This window comes from Janthinobacterium sp. (assembly GCF_009923995.1).
In the GTDB taxonomy this organism is placed as follows: Bacteria; Pseudomonadota; Gammaproteobacteria; order Burkholderiales; family Burkholderiaceae_D; genus Janthinobacterium.
Genome location: NZ_RFSK01000041.1, coordinates 16,029 through 36,627 on the forward strand (window position 1 = coordinate 16,029; position 20,599 = coordinate 36,627).

Annotated in this window: 18 protein-coding genes; 10 read left to right on the plus strand and 8 right to left on the minus strand. The window is 69.2% G+C overall.

Features of this window, described 5'->3' with window-relative positions; translation table 11 throughout:
• Positions 1 to 98 precede the first annotated feature (98 nt).
• Together EBS11_RS19040 and EBS11_RS19045 are read left to right on the plus strand one after the other, a co-directional pair.
• Entirely contained in the window at positions 99 to 1,379 is a 1,281-nt protein-coding gene (locus tag EBS11_RS19040) for an arsenic transporter (protein ID WP_290605336.1), read from the plus strand.
• 45 nt (positions 1,380 to 1,424) lie between these two features.
• Entirely contained in the window at positions 1,425 to 2,054 is a 630-nt protein-coding gene (locus EBS11_RS19045; RefSeq protein ID WP_290605337.1) for an NAD-dependent dehydratase, read from the plus strand.
• A gap of 6 nt (positions 2,055 to 2,060) precedes the next feature.
• Here the strand turns inward: EBS11_RS19045 and EBS11_RS19050 are convergent, their stop codons facing one another.
• Positions 2,061 to 4,418: a hypothetical protein gene (locus EBS11_RS19050; protein ID WP_290605338.1), complete on the minus strand. Its 2,358-nt coding sequence runs from the start codon at positions 4,416 to 4,418 to the stop codon at positions 2,061 to 2,063.
• Positions 4,419 to 4,728: 310 nt separating this feature from the next.
• Between EBS11_RS19050 and EBS11_RS19055 the strand changes: the two genes are divergently transcribed.
• A complete protein-coding gene (locus EBS11_RS19055) occupies positions 4,729 to 5,316 on the plus strand; it encodes a flavin reductase family protein (RefSeq protein ID WP_290605339.1) in 588 nt (195 codons plus the stop codon).
• Here EBS11_RS19055 and EBS11_RS19060 read toward each other — a convergent pair whose 3' ends face one another.
• The 3 genes from EBS11_RS19060 to EBS11_RS19070 all read right to left on the minus strand — a co-directional run bounded on the left by EBS11_RS19060 (position 5,317) and on the right by EBS11_RS19070 (position 7,623).
• Positions 5,317 to 6,237 (minus strand): DUF2145 domain-containing protein, encoded by a 921-nt coding sequence (locus EBS11_RS19060; RefSeq protein WP_290605341.1) that lies wholly within the window; start codon positions 6,235 to 6,237, stop codon positions 5,317 to 5,319.
• An 8-nt stretch (positions 6,238 to 6,245) separates the two neighbouring features.
• Positions 6,246 to 6,677: a hypothetical protein gene (locus tag EBS11_RS19065; protein WP_290605404.1), complete on the minus strand. Its 432-nt coding sequence runs from the start codon at positions 6,675 to 6,677 to the stop codon at positions 6,246 to 6,248.
• 112 nt (positions 6,678 to 6,789) lie between these two features.
• Positions 6,790 to 7,623, minus strand: a complete 834-nt coding sequence (locus EBS11_RS19070) for an HDOD domain-containing protein (RefSeq protein WP_290605343.1) — start codon at positions 7,621 to 7,623, stop codon at positions 6,790 to 6,792.
• Between the two features lie 187 nt (positions 7,624 to 7,810).
• Between EBS11_RS19070 and EBS11_RS19075 the strand changes: the two genes are divergently transcribed.
• The 3 genes from EBS11_RS19075 (at position 7,811) to EBS11_RS19085 (ending at position 13,420) form a co-directional block, all read left to right on the plus strand.
• Positions 7,811 to 8,845 carry an aldo/keto reductase gene (locus tag EBS11_RS19075; protein ID WP_290605345.1) on the plus strand — a complete coding sequence of 345 codons (1,035 nt, stop codon included), beginning with the start codon at positions 7,811 to 7,813 and terminating at the stop codon, positions 8,843 to 8,845.
• Between the two features lie 239 nt (positions 8,846 to 9,084).
• Positions 9,085 to 12,300 (plus strand): efflux RND transporter permease subunit, encoded by a 3,216-nt coding sequence (locus EBS11_RS19080; RefSeq protein ID WP_290605406.1) that lies wholly within the window; start codon positions 9,085 to 9,087, stop codon positions 12,298 to 12,300.
• Positions 12,278 to 13,420: an efflux RND transporter periplasmic adaptor subunit gene (locus tag EBS11_RS19085; protein WP_290605347.1), complete on the plus strand. Its 1,143-nt coding sequence runs from the start codon at positions 12,278 to 12,280 to the stop codon at positions 13,418 to 13,420. Before EBS11_RS19080 ends, EBS11_RS19085 begins: the two co-directional genes overlap by 23 nt.
• 7 nt (positions 13,421 to 13,427) lie before the next feature.
• On the opposite strand, the gene EBS11_RS19090 is transcribed toward EBS11_RS19085, so the two are convergent.
• On the minus strand, positions 13,428 to 14,525 hold the full coding sequence (locus tag EBS11_RS19090; protein WP_290605349.1) for an acyl-CoA dehydrogenase: 1,098 nt from the start codon (positions 14,523 to 14,525) through the stop codon (positions 13,428 to 13,430).
• A gap of 166 nt (positions 14,526 to 14,691) precedes the next feature.
• Here EBS11_RS19090 and EBS11_RS19095 point away from each other — a divergent pair, with 166 nt between their 5' ends.
• Positions 14,692 to 15,801 (plus strand): RDD family protein, encoded by a 1,110-nt coding sequence (locus tag EBS11_RS19095; protein ID WP_290605351.1) that lies wholly within the window; start codon positions 14,692 to 14,694, stop codon positions 15,799 to 15,801.
• 25 nt (positions 15,802 to 15,826) lie between these two features.
• Here EBS11_RS19095 and EBS11_RS19100 read toward each other — a convergent pair whose 3' ends face one another.
• Positions 15,827 to 16,156 carry a hypothetical protein gene (locus EBS11_RS19100; protein ID WP_290605353.1) on the minus strand — a complete coding sequence of 110 codons (330 nt, stop codon included), beginning with the start codon at positions 16,154 to 16,156 and terminating at the stop codon, positions 15,827 to 15,829.
• Positions 16,157 to 16,342: 186 nt separating this feature from the next.
• Here EBS11_RS19100 and EBS11_RS19105 point away from each other — a divergent pair, with 186 nt between their 5' ends.
• Positions 16,343 to 17,989: a SulP family inorganic anion transporter gene (locus EBS11_RS19105; protein ID WP_290605355.1), complete on the plus strand. Its 1,647-nt coding sequence runs from the start codon at positions 16,343 to 16,345 to the stop codon at positions 17,987 to 17,989.
• Between the two features lie 49 nt (positions 17,990 to 18,038).
• Positions 18,039 to 18,659 carry a ParB-like protein gene (locus EBS11_RS19110; protein WP_290605357.1) on the plus strand — a complete coding sequence of 207 codons (621 nt, stop codon included), beginning with the start codon at positions 18,039 to 18,041 and terminating at the stop codon, positions 18,657 to 18,659.
• A gap of 6 nt (positions 18,660 to 18,665) precedes the next feature.
• Here the strand turns inward: EBS11_RS19110 and EBS11_RS19115 are convergent, their stop codons facing one another.
• Positions 18,666 to 19,238, minus strand: a complete 573-nt coding sequence (locus EBS11_RS19115; protein WP_290605359.1) for a DUF4337 domain-containing protein — start codon at positions 19,236 to 19,238, stop codon at positions 18,666 to 18,668.
• A gap of 146 nt (positions 19,239 to 19,384) precedes the next feature.
• Here EBS11_RS19115 and EBS11_RS19120 point away from each other — a divergent pair, with 146 nt between their 5' ends.
• Positions 19,385 to 19,837 carry a PaaI family thioesterase gene (locus EBS11_RS19120; protein WP_290605361.1) on the plus strand — a complete coding sequence of 151 codons (453 nt, stop codon included), beginning with the start codon at positions 19,385 to 19,387 and terminating at the stop codon, positions 19,835 to 19,837.
• A 22-nt stretch (positions 19,838 to 19,859) separates the two neighbouring features.
• Here the strand turns inward: EBS11_RS19120 and gstA are convergent, their stop codons facing one another.
• Positions 19,860 to 20,474 (minus strand): glutathione transferase GstA, encoded by a 615-nt coding sequence (gene gstA / locus EBS11_RS19125; RefSeq protein WP_290605363.1) that lies wholly within the window; start codon positions 20,472 to 20,474, stop codon positions 19,860 to 19,862.
• Positions 20,475 to 20,599 lie beyond the last annotated feature (125 nt).

The window sequence follows — 20,599 nt, forward strand, 5'->3', positions numbered from 1 at the left end:
CCTTCGTTCAATAATTCCAGTATTATGGAAATGTTTTGACTTTCACAGGCCGCGGCGCATGGTGCCCGCGCTGCCGCATTGCACGGGACCTTCGCCGCATGCTGACCGCTTTCCTGATCTTTCTCGCCACCTTAACCCTCGTCATCTGGCAGCCGCGCGGCCTGGGCATCGGCTGGAGCGCCGTCATCGGCGCCGCTGTCGCCTTGCTGGCGGGCGTGATCCACTGGGGCGACATCCCCGTCGTCTGGCACATCGTGTGGAACGCCACCGGCACCTTCATCGCCGTCATCATCATCAGCCTGCTGCTGGACGCGGCCGGCTTCTTCGAGTGGGCCGCGCTGCACGTGGCGCGCTGGGGCGGCGGCAGCGGGCGCCGGCTGTTCGTGCTGCTGGTGCTGCTGGGCGCGCTGGTGTCCGCCATCTTCGCCAACGACGGTGCCGCGCTGATCCTCACGCCCATCGTCATCGCCATGCTGCGGGCGCTGAAGTTTTCCGCCAAGGCCACCCTGGCCTACGTCATGGCGGCCGGCTTCATCGCCGACACGGCCAGCCTGCCGCTGGTGGTATCGAACCTGGTCAATATCGTCTCGGCCGATTTCTTCAAGATCGGCTTTGCCGAGTACGCGTCCGTGATGGTGCCCGTCAACGTCGTCGCCGTGGCCGCCACCCTGGGCGTCCTGCTGCTCTTTTTCCGCAAGGACATTCCGCGCGACTATGATGCCGCGCAGCTCAAGCGTCCCGGCGCCGCCATCCGCGACCTGGCCACCTTCCGCGCCGGCTGGCTGGTGCTGGCGCTGCTGCTGGTGGGATTTTTCTCGCAGGAAAGTCTGGGCGTGCCCATCAGCCTGATCGCCGCCGTGGGCGCCGCGCTGCTGCTGGGCGTGGCGGGCAAGGGCCACGTCATTTCCACGCGTCACGTGATCCGCCACGCGCCATGGCATATCGTCGTCTTTTCGCTGGGCATGTACCTCGTCGTCTACGGCTTGCGCAATGCGGGCCTGACGGCCTACCTGACGGGCGTACTCGACCACTGCGCCCAGTATGGCGTGTGGGGCGCGGCCATGGGCACGGGCGTGCTGACGGCCTTGCTGTCGTCCGTGATGAACAACCTGCCGACGGTGCTCGTGGGCGCGCTGGCCATCGACCCGACCACGGCCCAGGGCGCCGTGCGCGAGGCGATGATCTACGCCAATGTCATCGGCAGCGACCTGGGGCCGAAGATCACGCCCATCGGCAGCCTGGCCACCTTGCTGTGGCTGCATGTGCTCGACAGCAAGAATATCCACATCTCCTGGGGCTACTATTTCCGCATCGGCATCGTGCTGACCGTGCCCGTGCTGCTGGCCACCCTGGCGGCACTGGCGCTGCGCCTGTCCTGACTTCCGTGTATGGTGGGGGCCGACAGCCACTCTGATGGGACAATCATGAACTTACTCCTCGTGGGCGCCACGGGCCTGGTGGGCCGCCATGTGCTGGCCCTGGCGCTGGCCGATGCCCGCGTCGCCACCGTCGTCGCGCCCGTGCGCAAGGCCTTGCCCGCGCACCCGAAACTGCAGGCGCCCCTCGTCGACTTCGACCAGCTGCCGCCGGACGCGCCCTGGTGGCGGGCCGGCGCCGTCATCTGCACCCTGGGCACGACCATGAAGGCGGCCGGCACGCGGCAAGTGTTCCGCCGGGTCGACCACGACTACCCGCTGGCCGTCGCGCGCCTGGCCCTGGCGGCGGGTACGCCCGCCTACGTGCTCAATTCCGCCGCCGGCGCCAGCGCCGGCTCGCGCATCTTCTACAACCGCGTCAAGGGCGAGCTGGAACGCGACCTGGAAGGGCTGGGCTTTGCCTCGCTCACGCACGTGCGCCCCGGCCTGATCGGCGGCGAGCGCGATGAAGCGCGCATGGGCGAGGGGCTGGCGCTGGGCGTGCTGCGCGTGCTGGGTCCCGTGCTACCGCCGCGCTGGCGCATCAATCCCGCTTCCAGCATCGCCGCGGCGCTGCTGGAAGCGGCGATTGCCGGCACACCCGGCGTGCACGTGGTGACGTCGGAGCGGCTGCTGTAGTCACCGTCAGATGCAGTCGAGCGACAATCGCCTGATCTGCAGGCCGTTCGGCACTCCCGTGTCGATGCGCAGCGACAGCGAGGAGCCGCTGCCTGCGGGCCAGGCGGCATCGTTCAGGGTCCAGCTCCAGCGGTTCTCGCCGGCGACGATATTCTTGCTGGCGACCGTCACCACCGTGCCTGCCTTGCCATGCGGCGAGTTGCTGCTGCTGGACGTGTTGTTATCCACGCCGACGGTCAGGTTGCCCGTATCGCTGGCCAGGCCCGCGCTGGCCGCGTCAAGCACCAGGGTGCACGCCTTGCCGACGATGTCGAAGACGCCCGGCGGCGCGCCCGACGCCGTGGTGGCGCTATTCGCGGTGGCGCCGATCATCAGGATGGCGCTCTTGGCCAGCGTCAGCGTGCCCGCGCCGGCGGTGACCTTGTTGCTGCCGATCTGGTAGTACAGGGGCAGCGTGGCGTCGGTGGGCAGGGGATAGGCGGCCGCCGTCAGCAGGCTGGCCGTGGTGGCGGCGGAGAAATCGCTGGCCCAACTGGCGCTGAGGCCGCCGCCGGTGGCGGGCACGTCCGGCGTGGTGCCCGTGCCGCTGTCCGCGCCCGCGCCCGCGCTGCCGAGCACGGCAAAGGCGCCGATGCGGCCCGCGCCGCTGTGGATCTGCACCTGCGTGCTGGCCTCGGCGGCGTCGAGCGCGGCATAGGCATACGGCGGCGTCCAGCCGATGTCCGCGGCCGGCAGGGTGGACTTGGCGCAACCGGCGGCCGTCAGCGCGGCCGTCACGTCGAGGGGCCCCCCATAGGTGCCAGCCCAGGGCTTGCCATCGTCATCCTTGTCGCTGACGAGCTTGGCGCCCGTGATGCGGTAGGCGAGGGCATCCTTGCCCGACACCAGCTTGCCGCACACCTGGCCCGGTTTCAGGCCGCTAAACAGGTGAAAGTTATTTTCCGCGAACACCGAGGCTTGCCAGCGCACGTCCAGGCCGGAACCCTGGCTATGGCCATACGCCGCCGCGCTGCCCGTCCAGCCCTGCATCAGGTTGTTGAGCGTATGCAGCTGCGCGTAGCGCACCAGCGGCAGGCGGCTGCCGATGCCGCTCCACCACAGGCGGTGGAAGGTCACGTGCAGGCGGCCCGCGTCGCTCCAGGCGCGGCCGGAATCGCCGTTGCCCACCAGCGTATTCTTGGCGTGGTCGCCGAAAAAGGAATGCGACACGGTGACATAGTCCGAGCCGCGCACGATGTCCAGGTTGCCGTCGTGCCGCGTGGGGGAGGCCAGGCCGGCAGTCAACGTATCGGGCGTGTCGCCGTCCGTCATGCTCAGGTGGTCCAGCCACACATTCTGTGCGCGCGACACAGTCATGCCATCCGCATAGGCATTGCCCGCGTCTTCCGGGTTGACGTCCCACGGCGTATCGATCTTCAGGTTGCGCACGATGACATTGCGCGTCCAGGTGGGATACAGCTCGCCATCCTTGCCGGCCGCGATCCAGGCCTTGAAATCGTGCTCCGGGTCGCCGTTCGCGCCCGCCAGCTGCGCCGTGGTCAGCCCCAGTTCGCCGCCGATCAGCACCGCGGTGCCCGTGATGCGCGCCGGCCGGCCTTGCGCATCGTTGATGCCCACCAGGGTGGTATTCGACGGCACGCTGATCGAGCCGCCGAGCTTCTGGTCCGCGTAGCTCGTATATTCGCGAAACACGCTGTTATTGGCGCTCATGCGCAGGTCGATATGCCCGACCACGCGCACGATCTTCGGCGCCAGCCCGGCCGCCTTCAGCGCCGCGACCAGTTGCTGGCCGTTGTAGACCGTGTAGACATGGTCCGCCGTCGCGTTGCGCCCGCCCGTGACGGTGACTGCTTTATGGCTGATATTGGCCGACGTGCCGCTGTTGCGTGCATAAGCATGCCAGCCCAGCGTGGGCGCCGGGTCGCATTCGAGGGCGCCCAGCACGCCATTCGTCGGGTCTTGCGTGGCGAACTGCCAGGTGGGCAGCCTGGGCGCCGCCAGGTAGTTGGCCGGATCATGCGCGCCGTCGACCAGCACGGGCGCCGAATAGGTGCGCACGCCATAGTTGTTCATTTGCAGGGGCGTGGTGTCGCCCGTCAGCGTTTGCGCATCGGTGGCGGCAAGCGTGATGGCGGGACAGGCGGCTGGGGCGGCAGGCACCGCCTCGCCGCCCGTGGCGCCATCGGGTTGCGGCGGCGCTGCCGCCTCCGGCACGGTCACTGGCACGACCGGCGCCGGCGTGCTGCCGGCGACGGCCAGGGTGCCGCCTGTCTGGCTGCTGCCGCCGCAGGCGGACAAGGTGGCTGCTGCCAGCAGCGCCAACAGCTGCATGGGGCGCTGGACTTGGCTTACGTTTTTTAACATGGTGTCTCCTCTGTCTCAACAAGGGAATCCCTGTGCCGGCAGGATGTGCTCTGCCTGGACGGGCTTTTTTCTTTCAACAACGGCTGCGTGATGGCCTGGAAGCCGGTCGGCATCATTGTGATATATCAGAATAGCATGATTGATATATCAATAAAGAAAAAAGTTTCTTTGAGTTAATCCCTTGGGGCCGCAAAGGGGCGGCGTGGCTGGGCGGCACGGACGGCGCCCGTATAATCGCCGTTTATCGCCACTGCCGGCCGCCGCGCGCCATGCACCCTGCCAGCGGCGGCGAGACTATCAAGGAGATGCAATGCCCGTGCTGGACAATTCCCATATCGCCGCCGTGCCGCTGGAAAAAGCCTATCGCCTGCTCAACCACGGCCCGTCCATCCTCGTGTCGGCGCGCCATGGCGGCGTGGAGAACGTGATGGCCGCCGCCTGGGCCTGCGCCCTCGATTTCGCGCCGCCCAAGCTCACCGTGGTGCTGGACAAGGCGACGCGCACGCGCGCGCTGGTCGAGGGCAGCGGCACCTTCGTCATCCAGGTGCCGACGGCGGCGCAGCTGCAGCTGACGCACGCCGTCGGCACGCACAGCCTCGACGCGCAGCCGGACAAGCTGGCGCGCGCGGGCGTGCGGCTGTTTCAGATGGAAGGCGTCGAGGCGCCGTGCGTGGCCGGGTGTTCCGCCTGGCTGGCCTGCAGGCTGCTGCCCGAGCCGCACAACCAGGCTGCGTATGACCTGTTCATCGGCGAAGTGGTGGGCGCCTGGGCCGATACGCGCGTGTTCCGCGACGGGCACTGGCATTTCGAGGAGGCCGACCCGTCCTGGCGCAGCCTGCACTACATCGCGGGCGGGCGCTTCTATGCGATCGGCGAGGCGCTCGACGCGGAACAGTAATCAGTCGAGGGCGATGACCCGGTCGTCCGGGCCGGGCACGCAGCCGTCGGCGATGGGCTCCCAGCCCCGGTGCACCACCACCTGCTTGCCGTCGTGGCAGATTTCCACGCGTTGGCTGGCGGGCAGGCGCTGGCGCGCGAACGCTTCCAGGCTGGCCGGCAGGCTTACTTCCAGCTGCATCGAGCGTATCGCCTCGGGCGGGTGGTCGTCCATGTGCACGAGGGGCACGAAGAGGGAGCCGAGCATCAGCCAGCGGGCGCCCACGTCGACGGGGGCGGGGGCGTAGGGCGCCGTGCGCAGCCAGTCCTGGGCGCGCGCGCGCAGGTCGCTGCCCCCGGCCAGGTCGCCCCAGGCGGCGGCCAGCAATTCCACCACCCATTGATTGCAATTTTGATATTTCAGGCTGTAGGCGTAGGCGTTGGCGCTGTAGCGGCCGGCCAGCAGCTGCTGCACGCGCACGGGGTCGAGCAGGGCGCGGCGCAGGGGCGGCGTCGTTTCCGCCGGCAGCTTCACGAGCGCGATGTAGCCGAGCGCGGGATTGTCCGTGCCCATGGCGAAACCGGCCGTGCCCTGGTCGAAGATGCGCGGGCGGCCTTCGTCGCAGGCGTAGTACAGCTGGCGCGCCGACCAGCCGCTGTCGTCATCGTGGCGCCAGGCCAGGGCCGCGTGCGAATAGCGGATGCCGAAGCGGGCCAGGTCCAGGCCGGAGCGGCTGATCAGGGCCACGCTGCCTTCCGTGGCGGCCAGTTCTTCGCGCACGACGGCGGCAAAGCGCAGCAAGCGGTCCTGCTCCGTGGCCGTGAGTTCCTGCGCGCGGTCGCAAAAGCGCGCCGACGCCAGCGAAGTGCCCGCATGGGCGGCACCCGCCAGGGCCAGCGCGGCGCAGGCGGCCAGGCACCGCGCCAGGCGGCGCGGGGGCAATCGAGGGATCAAAGGCTGACCGGACGCGTGGCCAGTTCGCCGTACCAGTCGTCGGCCAGCACGAGGAAGAAGGCGGCGCGCGTGTCGTTGCGCGAGAATTCGATGCCGTAGGCGCGGTTTTGCGCATACACCATGTCGCCCTGCGCCAGCAGCTGCTTGTCCAGCGCCGCCTGCGGCAAGTCCAGCACCAGCGGTGTGGCCGTGGCGTCGGCCTGCATGGTCAGGCGCGTCATGCCGTCGCGGCCCGGCACGGCGGCCACGTCGATGATGCGGTAGGGGCCGTTGGCGACCTTGTTGTCGCGCGAGGAGCTGTTGCTCGATCCCTTGAGCGAATCGGAAATGCTGCCGCTCGACTGCGAGCCGGCGCTGGAGGCCGAGGAAACGAAGCTGTCGGCGTTGGCGTTGCACGCCACGGTCAGGGCTGCGGCCAGGCCGAGCATGCGTAAGGAGGTAGTCAAGGCAGTTTTCCAGTGAACTGATGTCGCAATAGCAATTGCATAATAGGGGCAAGCCGGGTCCATCCCGGCCAGCGCCATCATAGCAGATGGCCGCTCAGCTGAGCAGTACTGCGATCAGCTCCCTGGCTTCGGCCGACGGCTGCGCGCGCAGGGCCTGCAGCACGGGATCGTGGTCGAGATATGCCCGCAGCGGCGCGCCGACGGTGACGCTGGCCTGCGGCAGGGGCGAGGGCACGGGCGCGAGCGCCTTGGCCAGCAGCAGGGTGTCGCGCAGGCCCGCGGGCGGCAGCATGACGGTCGACCCGGGCAGGGCGTTGACGGCGTCGGCCACGGGCTGCGGCACGCCCAGCTGCTGCATCAGGGCGCGGCCGATGACTTCCAGCGCGGGCGCCATCTGCGTTTCCAGCTGCGCGTACAGGTCCGGCGTCCTGTCGGCCTGGGCCAGCAGGTAGAAGCCGGCCACTTCATGCACGATGCCGGCGAACAGGGCGGTATCGGCGTCCGTGTGCGTCACGGCGCGGGCGATTTCATGGGCCAGCGCCGCCACGTGCACGGTGTGCGCCCACAGCTGGGTGGCGCGGGCGCGCAGGGCGGGGTCCTTGATGCCCGCGTTCAGCTGGCGGATGACGGCCGCCGTGGCCAGCGCATACAGGTTGCGGTGGCCCAGGCGCTCGACGGCCGCGCGCACGCTGGTGACGGCGGGGGCGTGGCCGGGCGCGAACAGGGCCGAGTTGGCCAGCGCCACGGCGCGCGCCGACAGGGTCGGTTCGCACAGCAGCAGGCGGCTGATGTCGGCCGAATGGCAATCGGGGTTGGCCAGCTCCCTTTGCAGGAGCAGGGCCGTATTCACGCTGGTGGGAAAGGCCAGCGATTCCGTTTCGGCGCTGGCCAGGAGCTGCGCCAGGCTGCTGAGGGTATTGACGTGCATGGATGGGGGCCGTGAAATAGCGATGCGTCCTATATTATCAGGCTATGCGCCGCCGCAGGCGTTCGGCAGGGCCGGAGGCTGACCCCGGTCATGCACGCCGCGCATAAGCGTATGCGGCCTGGCCCCCTGACGACGGGCGGCGGCGGCGCGTAGCATGATCGCCATCACATCAACGAGGAGCGAGCAGATGCCTTCCCCCATGGATTTCCGCGGCAGTTACCGCTATCTGGGCCGCAGCGCCCTGCAAGTGTCGCCCCTCTGCCTGGGCGCCATGATGTTCGGCGGCGAGGCCGACGCCGCCACGGCGCAGCGCATCATCGCCAGCGCGCACGCGCAGGGCATCAACTTCCTCGACACGGCCGACGTCTACCACGCGGGCCGCTCCGAGGAAATCGTCGGCCGGGCCGTGGCCGGCCAGCGCGACGACTGGGTGCTGGCCAGCAAGTTCGGCTTTCCCGCAGCGGCAGGGGCGGGGCCGAACCGCCAGGGCCAGTCGCGCAAATGGATCACGCAGTCGCTCGAAGCCAGCTTGCGGCGCCTGGGCACGGATTACCTCGACATCCTGTATTTCCACCGGGCCTTGACGGACGTGACCCTGGAAGAAGGCTTGCGCGCCATCGACGATCTGATACGCCAGGGCAAGATGCGCTATTACGGCGTATCGAATTTCCACGGCTGGCGCATCGCCGACGTCGTGCGCATGGCCGACCAGCTGGGCATGCCGCGCCCCGTCGCCAGCGAACCGCTGTACAACATCGTCGACCGCAAGGCGGAAGTGGAGCAGCTGCCGGCCGCCTTCCACCTGGGCCTGGGCAGCGTGTCCTACAGTCCGCTGGCGCGTGGCGTGCTCAGCGGCAAGTATGCGCCGGACGCGCCGCCGCCGGCCGACAGCCGGGCAGGGCGGGGCGACAAGCGCATCGCGCTGACGGAGTGGCGCCCCGAATCGCTGCGCATCGCGCAAGCCGTCGCCGCCCATGCGGCCGCGCGCGGCACCACCCCGGTCGCCTTCGCGCTCGCGTGGGTGCTGCACAATCCCTATATCAGCGCCGCCATCGCCGGCCCGCGCACCGAGGCGCAGTGGGATGCCTACGTGGCCGCCCTGGCGCTGCGGCTGGGACCGGAGGACGACGCCTTCGTCGACGCGCTGGTGGCGCCGGGCCATGCATCCACGCATGGCTATACGGACCCCGGCTACCCCGTGGAAGGGCGGCCGGCGGCATAGGCCGGGGGCGTGGCGCCGGCCCCATTCATTAGCCCAGCTAATAAGAGCATGCCGTTTTGCCCCGCTAGTCGCCGCGCCGCACTCGCCTTACAGTAGCGCCACCGTGCCGCGGCAGGGCGCGCAAGTGGGCGGGTCCGGGATCTTGTGGCGCGAAAACAGGGCCATGCCGGGACGGCGGCAGCCGCTTGTGCTACCTTCCTGTCACGTCCTTCCTTATCCCCACCAGTGGAGTTCTCGTGCTGATAGACGCAGTCCGCGTCGCCTTGCGGCGGCCCTATACCTTCGTCGTCATGGCGCTGGCGATCCTGATCATCGGGCCGCTGGCGGCCCTGCGCACGCCCACCGACGTGTTTCCCGAGATCGGCATCCCCGTCATCGCCGTCGCCTGGCAATACACGGGCTTGCCGCCGGACCAGATGGCGGGGCGCATTTCCACCCTGTTCCAGCGCAGCCTGACGACCACCGTCAACGATATCGAGCATATCGAGGCCAATACCTATCCCGGCATCAGCATCGTCAAGATCTTCTTCCAGCCGGGTGCGAACATCGCCGTGGCCAATGCGCAGGTGACGGCCGTGTCGCAGGTGGCCTTGCGGCAAATGCCGGCCGGCACCACGCCGCCCCTGATCCTCAATTACAACGCGGCCACCGTGCCCATCCTGCAGCTGGCCCTGTCGGGCCAGGGCTTGAGCGAGCAGAACCTGTTCGACCTGGGCCTGAACACGGTGCGCACGCCGCTGGTGACGGTGGCGGGCGCGGCGATTCCCCTGCCGTACGGCGGCAAGCAGCGCCAGGTGCAGATCGACGTGAAACCCGACGCGCTGCAGGCGCGCGGCCTGTCGGCGCAGGACATCGCCGCCGCCCTGGCGGCGCAGAACGTGCTGGTGCCGGTGGGCACGCAAAAGATCGGCGCGCTGGAGTACACGGTGCAGGTCAACAGCGCGCCATCCGTCGTCGAGGAGCTGGGCCGCCTGCCCGTGAAAGTGGTGAACGGCAGCACCATCTACCTGCGCGACGTGGCCGACGTGCATGACGGCAATGCGCCGCAGACGAATATCGTGCACGTGGACGGCAGCCGCTCCGTGCTGATGTCGGTGCTGAAGAACGGTTCCGCCTCCACCCTGGCCATCGTCGACGGCGTGCGCGCCAAGCTGGCCGAACTGAAGCCGTCGTGGCCGGCCGCCCTGAACGTCGTGCCCATCAACGACCAGTCCGTGTTCGTGCGGGCCGCCATCAAGGGCGTAGCGCTGGAAGGGGCCATCGCGGCGGCGCTGACCAGCGTGATGATCCTGTTGTTCCTCGGCAGCTGGCGCTCCACCGTCATCATCGCCATCTCGATCCCGTTGTCCATCCTCGGCTCCATCATCGCCCTGGCCGCGTTCGGCGAAACCCTGAACCTGATGACCCTGGGCGGGCTGGCGCTGGCCGTCGGCATCCTCGTCGACGACGCCACCGTGACGATCGAAAACATCAACTGGCACCTGGAGCAGGGCAAGCCGGTGGAAACGGCCATCCTCGACGGCGCGCAGCAGATCGTCACGCCGGCCCTCGTCTCCCTGCTGTGCATCTGCATCGTCTTCGTGCCCATGTTCTTCCTGGAGGGCGTGTCGCGCTTCCTCTTCGTGCCCATGGCCGAAGCCGTGATGTTCGCCATGATCTGCTCCTTCATCCTGTCGCGCACCCTCGTGCCCACCATGGCCAACTACCTGCTGCGCCAGCACGCCCATGCCGACGCGCCCGTGGCCGCCACGCGCAACCCGCTGGTGCGCTTCCAGCGCGGCTTCGAGGCCCGCTTCGAGCGCCTGCGCGCCGGCTATCAGGAGGTGCTGGAAGCGGCGATGGCGGCGCGCAAGCCCTTCATCGCCGGTTTTCTCGCCGTCGTGGCGCTGTCGTTCCTGCTGTTGCCCTTTATCGGCAGCAATTTCTTCCCGTCCGTGGACTCGGGCCAGCTGCTGATGCATGCGCGCGTGCCCGTCGGTTCGCGCGTGGAGGAGACGGCGGCCCGCTTCGCCCGCATCGAGCAAGCCATCCGCCGCGTGATCCCCGCCGCCGAGATCACCACCATGGTGGACAATATCGGCTTGCCGCCCAGCAGCATCAACTTGACCTACAACAATACCGGCGTGATGGGCCCGCACGACGGCGACTTCCAGATCGCCCTGCGCGAAGGCCACCGGCCCACGGCCGACTACGTGCGCCGGCTGCGTGAGGTCTTGCCGCGTGAATTTCCCGACACCACGTTTTCATTCCCGCCCGCCGACATCGTCAGCCAGATCCTGAACTTCGGCGCGCCCGCACCCATCGACGTGCAGGTGCGCGGGCGCGACACGGAGGCCAACTATGCCCACGCGCAGCGCCTGCTCAAGCGCCTGCGCACCATTCCCGGCGTGGCCGACGCCCGCATCCAGCAGTCGAACCGGGCGCCCGTGCTGAACGTGGACGTGGACCGCACGCAGGCGCAGCTGCTGGGCCTGACCACGCGCGACGTCACCAGCAGCCTGGTGGTGAACCTGGCCGGCAGCAGCCAGGTGGCGCCCACGTACTGGTTGAATCCCGCCAATGGCGTCAGCTATCCCATCGTCATGCAGACGCCGCAGTACCAACTCGATACGCTGGCCGCGCTGAACAACTTGCCAATCGGCAATGGCAGCAATGCGAATGCCGCCACCCTGGGCGCGCTGGCCACCGTCGAGCGCGGCGCCGGCAGCGCCCTCGTCAGCCAGTACGACGTGCAGGGCATGGTGCAGATCCACGCCACCACGCAGGACCGCGACCTGGGCGCCGTGGCCGCCGATATCCGCCGGGTGCTGGCCGAGACGGCGGCCCAGGTGCCCAAGGGCGCCACGGTGCAGCTGCTGGGCCAGGCGCGTACCATGGACCGGGCCTTTTCCGGCCTGCTGTTCGGCCTGCTGGGCGCCGTGGGCCTGATTTACCTGTTGATCGTCGTCAATTTCCAGTCCTGGCTGGACCCTGCCGTCATCGTCTCGGCCCTGCCGGCCGCGCTGGCGGGCATCCTGTGGATGTTGTTCGCCACGAATACCACCCTGTCCGTGCCGGCCCTGACGGGCGCCATCATGTGCATGGGCGTGGCGACGGCCAACAGCGTGCTGGTGATCAGCTTTGCCCGCGAGCGCCTGGACGTGCTGCAGGATGCGACGCTGGCCGCGCTGGAGGCAGGCCACGTGCGCTTCCGTCCCGTGCTGATGACGGCCCTGGCCATGATCATCGGCATGCTGCCCATGGCGCTGGGCCTGGGCGAGGGCGGCGAGCAGAATGCGCCGCTGGGGCGCGCCGTTATCGGCGGCCTCGTCTTCGCCACCGTCGCCACCCTCGTCTTCGTGCCCGTCGTCTTCAGCCTCGTGCACGCCCAGCCTTCCCGCCGCGCCAAGCCGGCGCCGCCGCCACCCCACACCGATACCGGAGCCACGTCCTATGTCCCGCCGCATGCCAGCTGATTTCTTTCGTTCCCGCAACAAGCTGCTGGGCCTGGGCCTGGCCGTCATCGCGCTCGCCGTCGTCGTCGCGGGCGTGCTGGGGCGGCGCTCGCACGCGGCCGCCATCGCCGAACGGGCCGCGCAGTCGCAGGTGCTGACCGTGAAGCTGGTGTCGGCCGGCACCCTGGCCCCGGCGCCGCTGGCCTTGCCGGCGCGCATCGAGGCCTGGTCGCGCGCCCCCATCTATGCGCGCGTCAGCGGCTACCTGAAGCGCTGGACCGTCGATATCGGCGCGCCCGTCAAGGCGGGCCAGCTGCTGGCCGAACTCGACACGCCGGACCTGGACCAGCAGCTGCTGCAGGCGCGCGCCGAGCTGGCCAGCGCCCGCAGCGGCCTGGCCCTGGCGGCGAGCACGGCACGGCGCTGGCAGGAATTGCGCGCCATCGATGGCGTGTCGCAGCAGGAAACGGATGAAAAGACGGGCGACCTGGCGGCGCGGCAGTCCTCCGTCGCCGCCCTGCAGGCGAATGTCGAGCGCATGCAGACCTTGCGGGGCTATGCGCGCCTGGTGGCGCCTTTTGACGGCATCGTGACGGCCAGAAACACGGACGTGGGCGCGCTGATCGGCGTGGGCGGCGCGCCCGGCAGCGAGCTGTTCGTCGTCTCGGACGTGCGCCGCCTGCGCGTGTATGCCAGCGTGCCGCAGCGCCAGGTGGCGCAGGTGGCGCCGGGCGCGAAGGCGCAGCTGGCCGTGCCCGAGCGCCCCGGCAAGACCTACGGCGCCACGGTGCTGTCCTCGGCGCAGGCCATCAACCCCGGCTCGGGCGCCATGCTGGTGCAGCTGTCGGTCGACAATGCCGCAGGGGAATTGCTGCCGGGCGGCTTTGCCACCGTCAGCTTTGCCGACGCGGCAGCCCAGCGGGGCGTCACCGTGCCGCCAGGCGCCTTGATCTTTGGCAAGGATGGCGTGCAGGTGGCCACCGTCACGCCCCAGGGCCGGGTGCGGCTGCAGAAGGTGGCCATCGCCCGCGACTTCGGCAACGTGGTGGAACTGGCCGGCGGCAGGGAAGGGCTGGAGCGCATCATCGACAGTCCGCCCGACGGCGTGCTGGACGGCGACGTGGTGCGCGTGGCCCAATGAGCCCGGATCAGGGCAATAGCAGGGAATGCTGGCTGGCCGTATGGAAATCGCGCCAGACCCGGTTGATGCTGCTGTCTTCCCGGGCCGCATACAGGCCGCAGTAGGGGTAGACAGTATCGACGGCGGCGCGGCAGGCGGCCACCAGGTCCAGCGACGCCGCTTGCACGGCCTGCATGGCGGCGGCATCGAGCGCCGCGCCGCCTTCCACCTGCGCCCAGCTGTCGTCCAGCACGGCATAAAAGCGGGCGCGGGCGCCGGCCAGCGCATCCTGCCTGCCTTGCAGCACGGCGGCCACTTCCGGCACCTCCAGCAGGGGCAGGCCGGCGCGCGCATGGCGGCGGTGGCGCATGCATTCCCCGGCCAGCTGCAGGAAGTGCCCGGCCATGCCGGCCACGTTGGCGGCCAGCGTCACGTAGGCGAGCGAATAGAAGGGGTAGCGGTACAGGGGGCCGGGCGCCGTCGCGGCGTCGGGGCGGATGGCGAAGCCGTACTCCTTGCCCAGCCACTGGCCGTCGATGCGGTAGCTGTGCGAGGCGCTGGCGCGCATGCCCAGGCTGTTCCACGAGGGCACCAGCTGCACCAGCGCGGCGGGCACGAGGAAGGCGCGGATGCGCGGCGTGCCGGCCTCGTCGAGCAGGGGCTGGCCATCGCGCTGCAGGCGCGCGTTCAGGGTGAAGTGGGTGGCCATGGGCGCGCCGCTGGCGTAATCCCAGCTGCCCGTGATGCGGTAGCCGTCGCCTTCTTCCTCCGCGCAGCCCGTGGCCGCGCCGCTGCCGCCCAGGCAGGCGCGCGGCGTGCCGATGATGCGCTGCGCCAGCTCCGGCGCCAGAAAGCCCGCAAACCAGCCCGCACCCGCGCACAGGGTCAGCACCCAGCCCATGCTGCCATCGACGGCAGCGACGGCTTCTTCCAGGCGCACCACCTGCGGCAGCGGCAGCTCGGCGCCGCCCGCGCTGCGCGGCGCCAGCATCGTCAGCCAGCCGCGCCGGTGCAGCAGGGCTTGCTGGGCGGGGTGCAGGAAGCGGGCGGCGTCGGCCGCCGGGGCATGGCGCGCGATGCGGCGCGCATCGGAAGCGCTCAGGATGTCAACGGCAGTGTGGAGCATGGGCAAGATCCGGCAAGGGCGAAGGCGGGCATTTTCGCATATGGCGGGACGCGATGGGAGATGTTGCGCGGCAAGACTGGCGCGACGGCCTGCGGGGCGGGGCGGATATAAAATTTCCGAAATGAAACATTGCAGGTAAAATATCTATTTTTCTTATGGATATTGCATGGACGCGCCCGATTACAGCCATTACACGGCCACGCAGCTGAAACAGGTCTTGCTGCGCATCGACGCCACGCGCTTTCCCGAGCGGGTGCGGCAAGTGGAGGCGCGCCTGGCCGCGCTGGCCGCCGCGCCCGCCGAGGCAACGCCTGCGCCGGCGGACGGGGCCGCCGTCATCGCCCCCGTGTGGCGCCGGGCAGTCGCCTTCCTCATCGACGTGCTGATCCTGGGCCTGATCGGCGTGGCCGCCGGCGCGCTGCTGTTCGCGGCATTCTCCGCCATGGGAGCGTGGGGCCGCCTGCTGGGCTTTGTCATCGCCGTGCTCTACCTGGGCTGCACGCAAAGCGCGATGGGCGGCGGCCGGTCGCCGGGCATGCGCGTGCTCGGCTTGCGCGTCGTCACGCGCGGCGGCGAGCTGCTGTCCTTGCCCGCTGCTTTCTTGCGTACCGGCATTTTTTGCCTGCCGTATTTCCTCTATGGCGCCGCCGACCCGGCACCCGGACCGGCCTGGCTGGCGACCGGCGTGTCCCTGCTGTGCGGTGCCTTGTTGTTTGGCATCCTTTACCTGTTGCTGTTCAACCGGCCGGCGCGGCAATCGCTGCACGACCTGGCCGTCGGCGCCGTGGTGGTGAAGGGCGGTCCGGGCAAGGCGGACTTGCCGGCCGGCCCCCTGTGGCGCGGCCACGCCGTTGTCGCTGCCGTGGCGCTGCTGGTCCTGTGCGTGGCCGCCGTGCTGCCGTCGCAACGCATGGAAGAGGACGCCAGGGTGGCGCCGCTGCGGGCGCTGCAGCAGACCCTCGTGGCCATGCCGGGCGTGAAAGGGGCCGGCGTGTTTCTCGGCTCCTACTCGCCAACGGGCAGCCCGGCGCCCACGCGGCGCCTGGACATCAACATTTTCCTGGCCGCCGAGCCGGCCGACCCGGATCCCCTGGCGCGCCGCATCGCGCAAACCGCGCTGCAGAACTTTCCGCAGGCGGCCAGCCAGGACGCCATCGTCGTCACCTTCATCGTCGGCTATGACATCGGCATCGCCAGGGCCGCGCGCACGCGGCATTTCGCCTACACGCCCGCCCAGTGGCGCGCCATACTGGCGAACGGGGCAACTGCCGCCTGAAGCGCGGGCGGGGCGTGCCGCCGCCTTATTTGCCGATCTGCTTGCTGACCACGTTTTCCTGCTGGTTCAGGGCGCGCTGGTCGGCCCGCGTGATGTGGCCGTGATCGAGCCTGGCCATGCTGCGTTCCTCGCGGCGGATGCTGCGGTCTTCGCGGTGCAGGGCGGCCGCCTGGCCCTTGCTGATCTCGCCTTCCTTGACTTCCTTGTGGATGCGCGCATCCTGATGCGCCAGGCGGTGGTTCACCTGTTCGCGGCGCGGGTGGTTTTTCTGCCACGTGGTGTCCGCGGCAAAGCTGCTGGCGGCGGCCGAGGCAAGGGTGATCAGGAGGATGCTGGACAGGATGGCGGTTTTCATGGAAGTCTCCGGTTGGGCTGTGATCAAAGGTGTCACACCGCTGAAACGCGCTGCCGGGGCCGTTCGTGCACGCGATATTTGTCTCAAGTGTAAGCAAATGTGGCCGGCGCGCCGGTTTTGGCCCATCATGGAGCGCGAGTGCCACCTACCGGGGAGGTCGCCATGCCCGCAGCGCCAGTGTCATCCATGTCTTCCACCAGCCGTTGGCAGGATGCCAGCGCCGGGCTGTCGATCGCCGGCCTGCTGCTGCCCGAAGCGGTGGCGTATGCCGGCATCGGCAACCTGGCGCCGCAGGCCGGCATCCTGGCCCTGTTCGCCGGCCTGCTGTGCTACGGCCTGCTGGGCACGAGCCGCTTTGCCATCGTCTCGGCCACCTCGTCCTCGGCCGCCGTGCTGGCCGCCGCCATGGCGTCCATGCCGGGCGGCACGCCGGGCCACCGCCTGATGCTGACGGCGGGACTGGTGCTGCTGACGGGCGCGTTTTTCCTGCTGGCCTGGCTGGCCAGGCTGGGCAGCATCACGGAATTCATCGCCAAGCCCGTGCTGCGGGGCTTTTCCTTCGGCCTGGCCATCGTGATCATCGTAAAGCAACTGCCCGGCGTGCTGGGCGTGCAGGCGCCCGGCGACGTGCCGCACCTGCTGCCCGCGCTGGCTGCGGCGGCGGGGCGGTGGAACTGGAGCGGCGCGGCCCTGTGCGCGGCGGCGCTGTTGCTGCTGTTCCTGCTGCGGCGGCAGCAGCGCTGGCCTGCCGGCCTGATCGTCATCGCCCTGGGCATCGCCGCCGGGCAATGGCTGGATTTGCCGCGCCACGGCGTGGCCCTGGTGGGCGCCATCGACCTTGCCCTCGCCATGCCCGCCTTGCCGCGCCTGACGCAGGCGGAATGGACGCGCCTGGCCGAACTGGCCTTCGCCCTGGCCCTGATCCTGTACGCGGAATCGTATGGCGCCATCCGCAGTTTTGCCTTGAAGCATGGCGATGCCGTGGCGCCCGAGCGCGACCTGCTGGCGCTGGGCGTGGCCAACGTGGTGGCCGGCCTGATCCAGGCCATGCCGGTGGGGGCCGGTTATTCCGCCACCTCCGCCAACGAGGCGGCCGGCGCCACGTCGCGCCTGGCGGGACTGGTGGCGGCCGCCGTCGTGGGCGCCATCGTGCTGACCATGCTGCCGCTGGTGGCCCTGATCCCCGTGCCCGTGCTGGCCGCCATCGTCATCCATGCCGTCAGCCACACCCTCAATCCCGTGGCCCTGCGGCCGTATTTCGCGTGGCGCCGCGACCGCCTGCTGGTGCTGGCGGCCATTGCCGGCGTGCTGCTGTTCGGCGTGCTCGACGGCCTGCTGGTGGCCATCGCCATCAGCCTGCTGCTGATGCTGCGCCGTCTGTCGCGGCCCAGCCTGTCCATCCTCGGGCGCCTGGGCGACAGCCACGATTACGTGAAGCTGGCCCTGTATCCGGCGGCCCGCGCGCAGCCCGGCATGCTGATCCTGCGCCTCGATGAACCCTTGTTCTTCGTCAATGCCGAGCGCAGCCTGCACCTGGCGCGCGCCATGCTGGAAGCGCATGGCGCCCAGGTGGGCAAGCTCGTCCTCAGCCTGGAAGAGTCGCCCGACCTCGACGGCAGCAGCGTGGAGGCGCTGCGCGACTTTGCCGGTTTTGCGCGCCGGCAAGGCGTGCGCCTGGCCTTGGCGCGGCTGAAGGAGCCCGCCTGCGATGTCCTGCGCCTGGCCCTGCGCGACCTGCTGCTGCGGCAGGATGGCGCGCCTGGCCTCGTCTTGAGCGAGCTGAGCGTGGCCGAGGCCGTGCGCCAGCTGGACGGCGAAGGGCAGGAAAAGTGAGCGCGCCTGTGGTACGCTGGCAGCAGGCATGGACGAAAGAGGAGAGGGCATGACGCGCGCAAGACCGCAACTGGTGAAGGCCAGGCTGAACAAATTGCTGCCCACGCAGATCACGGTGGGCATGGCCGAGGTGGCGCTCAAGCGCGCCCACTGGGCCAGCTTGGGCAGGAAGGCGCGCGCGGCGGCGCTGGCCGACCACTGGTTTCCCAGCATCATAGGCCCCGAAGGGCGCCACTACATCGTCGACCACCACCATTTCGGCCTGGCGCTGCACCAGGAAGGCGTGAAAAGCGTCAGCCTGATGATCCTCAAGGACCTGTCCTGGCTGGAACCCGTGCACTTCTGGCATGTGATGGACCACCACCAGTGGGTGCATCCCTACGACAGCGAAGGCTTGCGCCGCGATTTTTCCGCCATCCCCCGCCACCTGGCGGGCTTGCAGGACGATCCCTACCGCAGCCTGGCGGGCGAACTGCGCAGCGCGGGCGGCTATGCCAAGGACGTGACGCCGTTCAGCGAATTCCTGTGGGCCGATTTCTTCCGCAGCCGCATCGCGCCCGCCAGCCTGCAGAAAAATTTCCCCAAGGCACTGGCACAGGCGATGAAGCTGGCGCGCAGCCAGCAAGCCCGCTATTTGCCGGGCTGGACGGGCATCGTGCCGCCCGCTTGACGGCCCCTACAGCAGGAAGGCGCTGCCGGCCGCCACGATGCCGGCCGCCGCCGCGCCCACGGAACCCCACAGCAGCCAGCGGCGCCGCGTCAGCACGGTGATGGCGGCCAGCGCCACGGCGATCTGGATGAAGGTCAGGGCCATGGCCAGCCGCTCGTGCGGCCGCAGCTTCGCTTCCGACGCCTCGCCCAGCTTGCGCGACTGCTCTTCCAGCTGGCGCGCCTGCGCCTGCACCAGCGGCTTTTCCCGTTCCTGCCGCGCCTGTTCCGCCAGGTAGCGGGCCCGCACTTCGGGCACGCCGGCCAGCGCCGCCGTCGCCTCGGCGATATGGCCCTTCGTCGACTTGGCCTGGTACAAGGCCCACTGGTCGCTGGCCTGCGCCTGCTTCAGGATGCTCTCGTTCTTCAGGAACATGGCTTCGTTCTGCGCATTGCCGCTCTGGTAGCTGATCAGCGCGCCGATGGTGGCGAGGATGGCCGTCATCAGGGCGATCTTCTGCGTCAGGCCGTCGTGTTCCTTTTCCGTTGCCTCCTCCATGGCGTGTTCATGGGGGCTGGGCACTTCATATTCTTCTTCCATGGCAGACCTTTCGCGGGCGCAGGGGGAGGGCGGGCGCCGATATGGCGATACTACCGCAATTGCCGGGCGGGCAGGCAAGCACCGCCCATGGCGGGAACGGGCGCAAGGGGGTACAGTAGGGCGTTGCCACCTCGAAAGCCTCGCCCATGAGCAATTCCCGCCTTCCCGACCCGCAGGCCGCCGCACGCGTGCGCGCCAGCTTCGACCTGCAAAACGCCATGACCCTGATCCGGGCCAGCCTGCCCGTGGTGGCGCATGGCGGCACGGAAATCCACGTGCCCCACTGGAGCGGCATCGAGCAGCAGCACGGTTTCGTGCATGGCGGCGTGGTGGGCATGATCGCCGACTCGGCCGCCGGCTACGCGGCCATGACGGTGGTGCCGGACGGCGCGTCCGTGCTGACGGTGGAATACAAGATGAATCTGCTGGCGCCCGCCGATGGCGAGAAACTGATTGCGCGCGGCAAGGTGGTGCGCCCGGGGCGCACCCTGATCGTCACGCAGGCGGAAGTGTTTGCCGTGCGCGATGGCGGGGAAACCCTGTGCGCGCTGATGCAGCAAACCATCATGGTGATGCACGGCAAGCCGGAAAAGAGCTGAGCCGTGCACCGCGGCGCGGCTGTCAGGCGTCCTTGCCCAGTCCTTCCGCCGCCAGCGCCGCCTTGACGCTGTCGCGCTGGGCCACCCTGGCCAGGAAGGCTTGCACGTTGGCCAGCGCGGACAGGTCCACGCCCACGCGCGGCGCCCAGCCCGTGACGGCGAACAGATAGGCGTCCGCCACGGTGAAGGTATCGCCCGTCAGGTAGGCCTGGCCTTCCAGGCGGCTGTTGACCCACGCGTATTTCTTGCCCAGCTGCTGCACGAACAAGGCCTTGGTGGCGGCGTCGAAGCGGGGATCGAACAGGGGGCTGTACGCCTTGTGCAGCTCGGAAGTGATGTAGTTCTGCCATTCCAGCACCCTGTAGCGGGCCAGGCTGCCCACGGGCGGCAGCAGCGCCGGCTGGCCCGCCTGTTCGGCCACGTACTGGGCGATGACGGGGCCTTCGCTCAGGGTCGTGCCGTCGTCGAGCGCCAGCAGCGGCACCTGGCCCTTCGGGTTGAGTTCATAGTAATTGCTGCCTTCGGGCGTGCGGTGCTGGCCCAGGTCGACCTTGACCAGCGTGAACGGCGTGCCCGTTTCGCGCAGGATGATGTGCGGGGCGAGCGAGCAGGCGCCCGGCGAATAGAAGAGTTTCATGGCGTTCCTTGAACAGGTGGGAAAGAGGCCACTATAGTCCCGCGCCGCCACGCGGTAAATGCGTGTTCGTGCAATTCACTGTGCATGCCCGGTAAAAGATGGCGTTCGTGCAAGCCCCCGGCGGC

Excerpts from the sequence above, each read along its gene's own strand:
- EBS11_RS19090 (WP_290605349.1), bottom strand. The coding sequence starts at position 14,525 with ATGCTCCACACTGCCGTTGACATCCTGAGCGCTTCCGATGCGCGCCGC.
- EBS11_RS19105 (WP_290605355.1), top strand. The coding sequence starts at position 16,343 with ATGTCTTCCACCAGCCGTTGGCAGGATGCCAGCGCCGGGCTGTCGATC.
- EBS11_RS19070 (WP_290605343.1), bottom strand. The coding sequence starts at position 7,623 with ATGCACGTCAATACCCTCAGCAGCCTGGCGCAGCTCCTGGCCAGCGCC.
- EBS11_RS19065 (WP_290605404.1), bottom strand. The coding sequence starts at position 6,677 with ATGCTCGGCCTGGCCGCAGCCCTGACCGTGGCGTGCAACGCCAACGCC.
- EBS11_RS19100 (WP_290605353.1), bottom strand. The coding sequence starts at position 16,156 with ATGAAAACCGCCATCCTGTCCAGCATCCTCCTGATCACCCTTGCCTCG.
- EBS11_RS19110 (WP_290605357.1), top strand. The coding sequence starts at position 18,039 with ATGACGCGCGCAAGACCGCAACTGGTGAAGGCCAGGCTGAACAAATTG.
- EBS11_RS19055 (WP_290605339.1), top strand. The coding sequence starts at position 4,729 with ATGCCCGTGCTGGACAATTCCCATATCGCCGCCGTGCCGCTGGAAAAA.
- EBS11_RS19120 (WP_290605361.1), top strand. The coding sequence starts at position 19,385 with ATGAGCAATTCCCGCCTTCCCGACCCGCAGGCCGCCGCACGCGTGCGC.
- EBS11_RS19115 (WP_290605359.1), bottom strand. The coding sequence starts at position 19,238 with ATGGAAGAAGAATATGAAGTGCCCAGCCCCCATGAACACGCCATGGAG.
- EBS11_RS19075 (WP_290605345.1), top strand. The coding sequence starts at position 7,811 with ATGCCTTCCCCCATGGATTTCCGCGGCAGTTACCGCTATCTGGGCCGC.
- EBS11_RS19085 (WP_290605347.1), top strand. The coding sequence starts at position 12,278 with ATGTCCCGCCGCATGCCAGCTGATTTCTTTCGTTCCCGCAACAAGCTG.
- EBS11_RS19050 (WP_290605338.1), bottom strand. The coding sequence starts at position 4,418 with ATGTTAAAAAACGTAAGCCAAGTCCAGCGCCCCATGCAGCTGTTGGCG.
- EBS11_RS19040 (WP_290605336.1), top strand. The coding sequence starts at position 99 with ATGCTGACCGCTTTCCTGATCTTTCTCGCCACCTTAACCCTCGTCATC.
- EBS11_RS19045 (WP_290605337.1), top strand. The coding sequence starts at position 1,425 with ATGAACTTACTCCTCGTGGGCGCCACGGGCCTGGTGGGCCGCCATGTG.
- EBS11_RS19095 (WP_290605351.1), top strand. The coding sequence starts at position 14,692 with ATGGACGCGCCCGATTACAGCCATTACACGGCCACGCAGCTGAAACAG.
- gstA (WP_290605363.1), bottom strand. The coding sequence starts at position 20,474 with ATGAAACTCTTCTATTCGCCGGGCGCCTGCTCGCTCGCCCCGCACATC.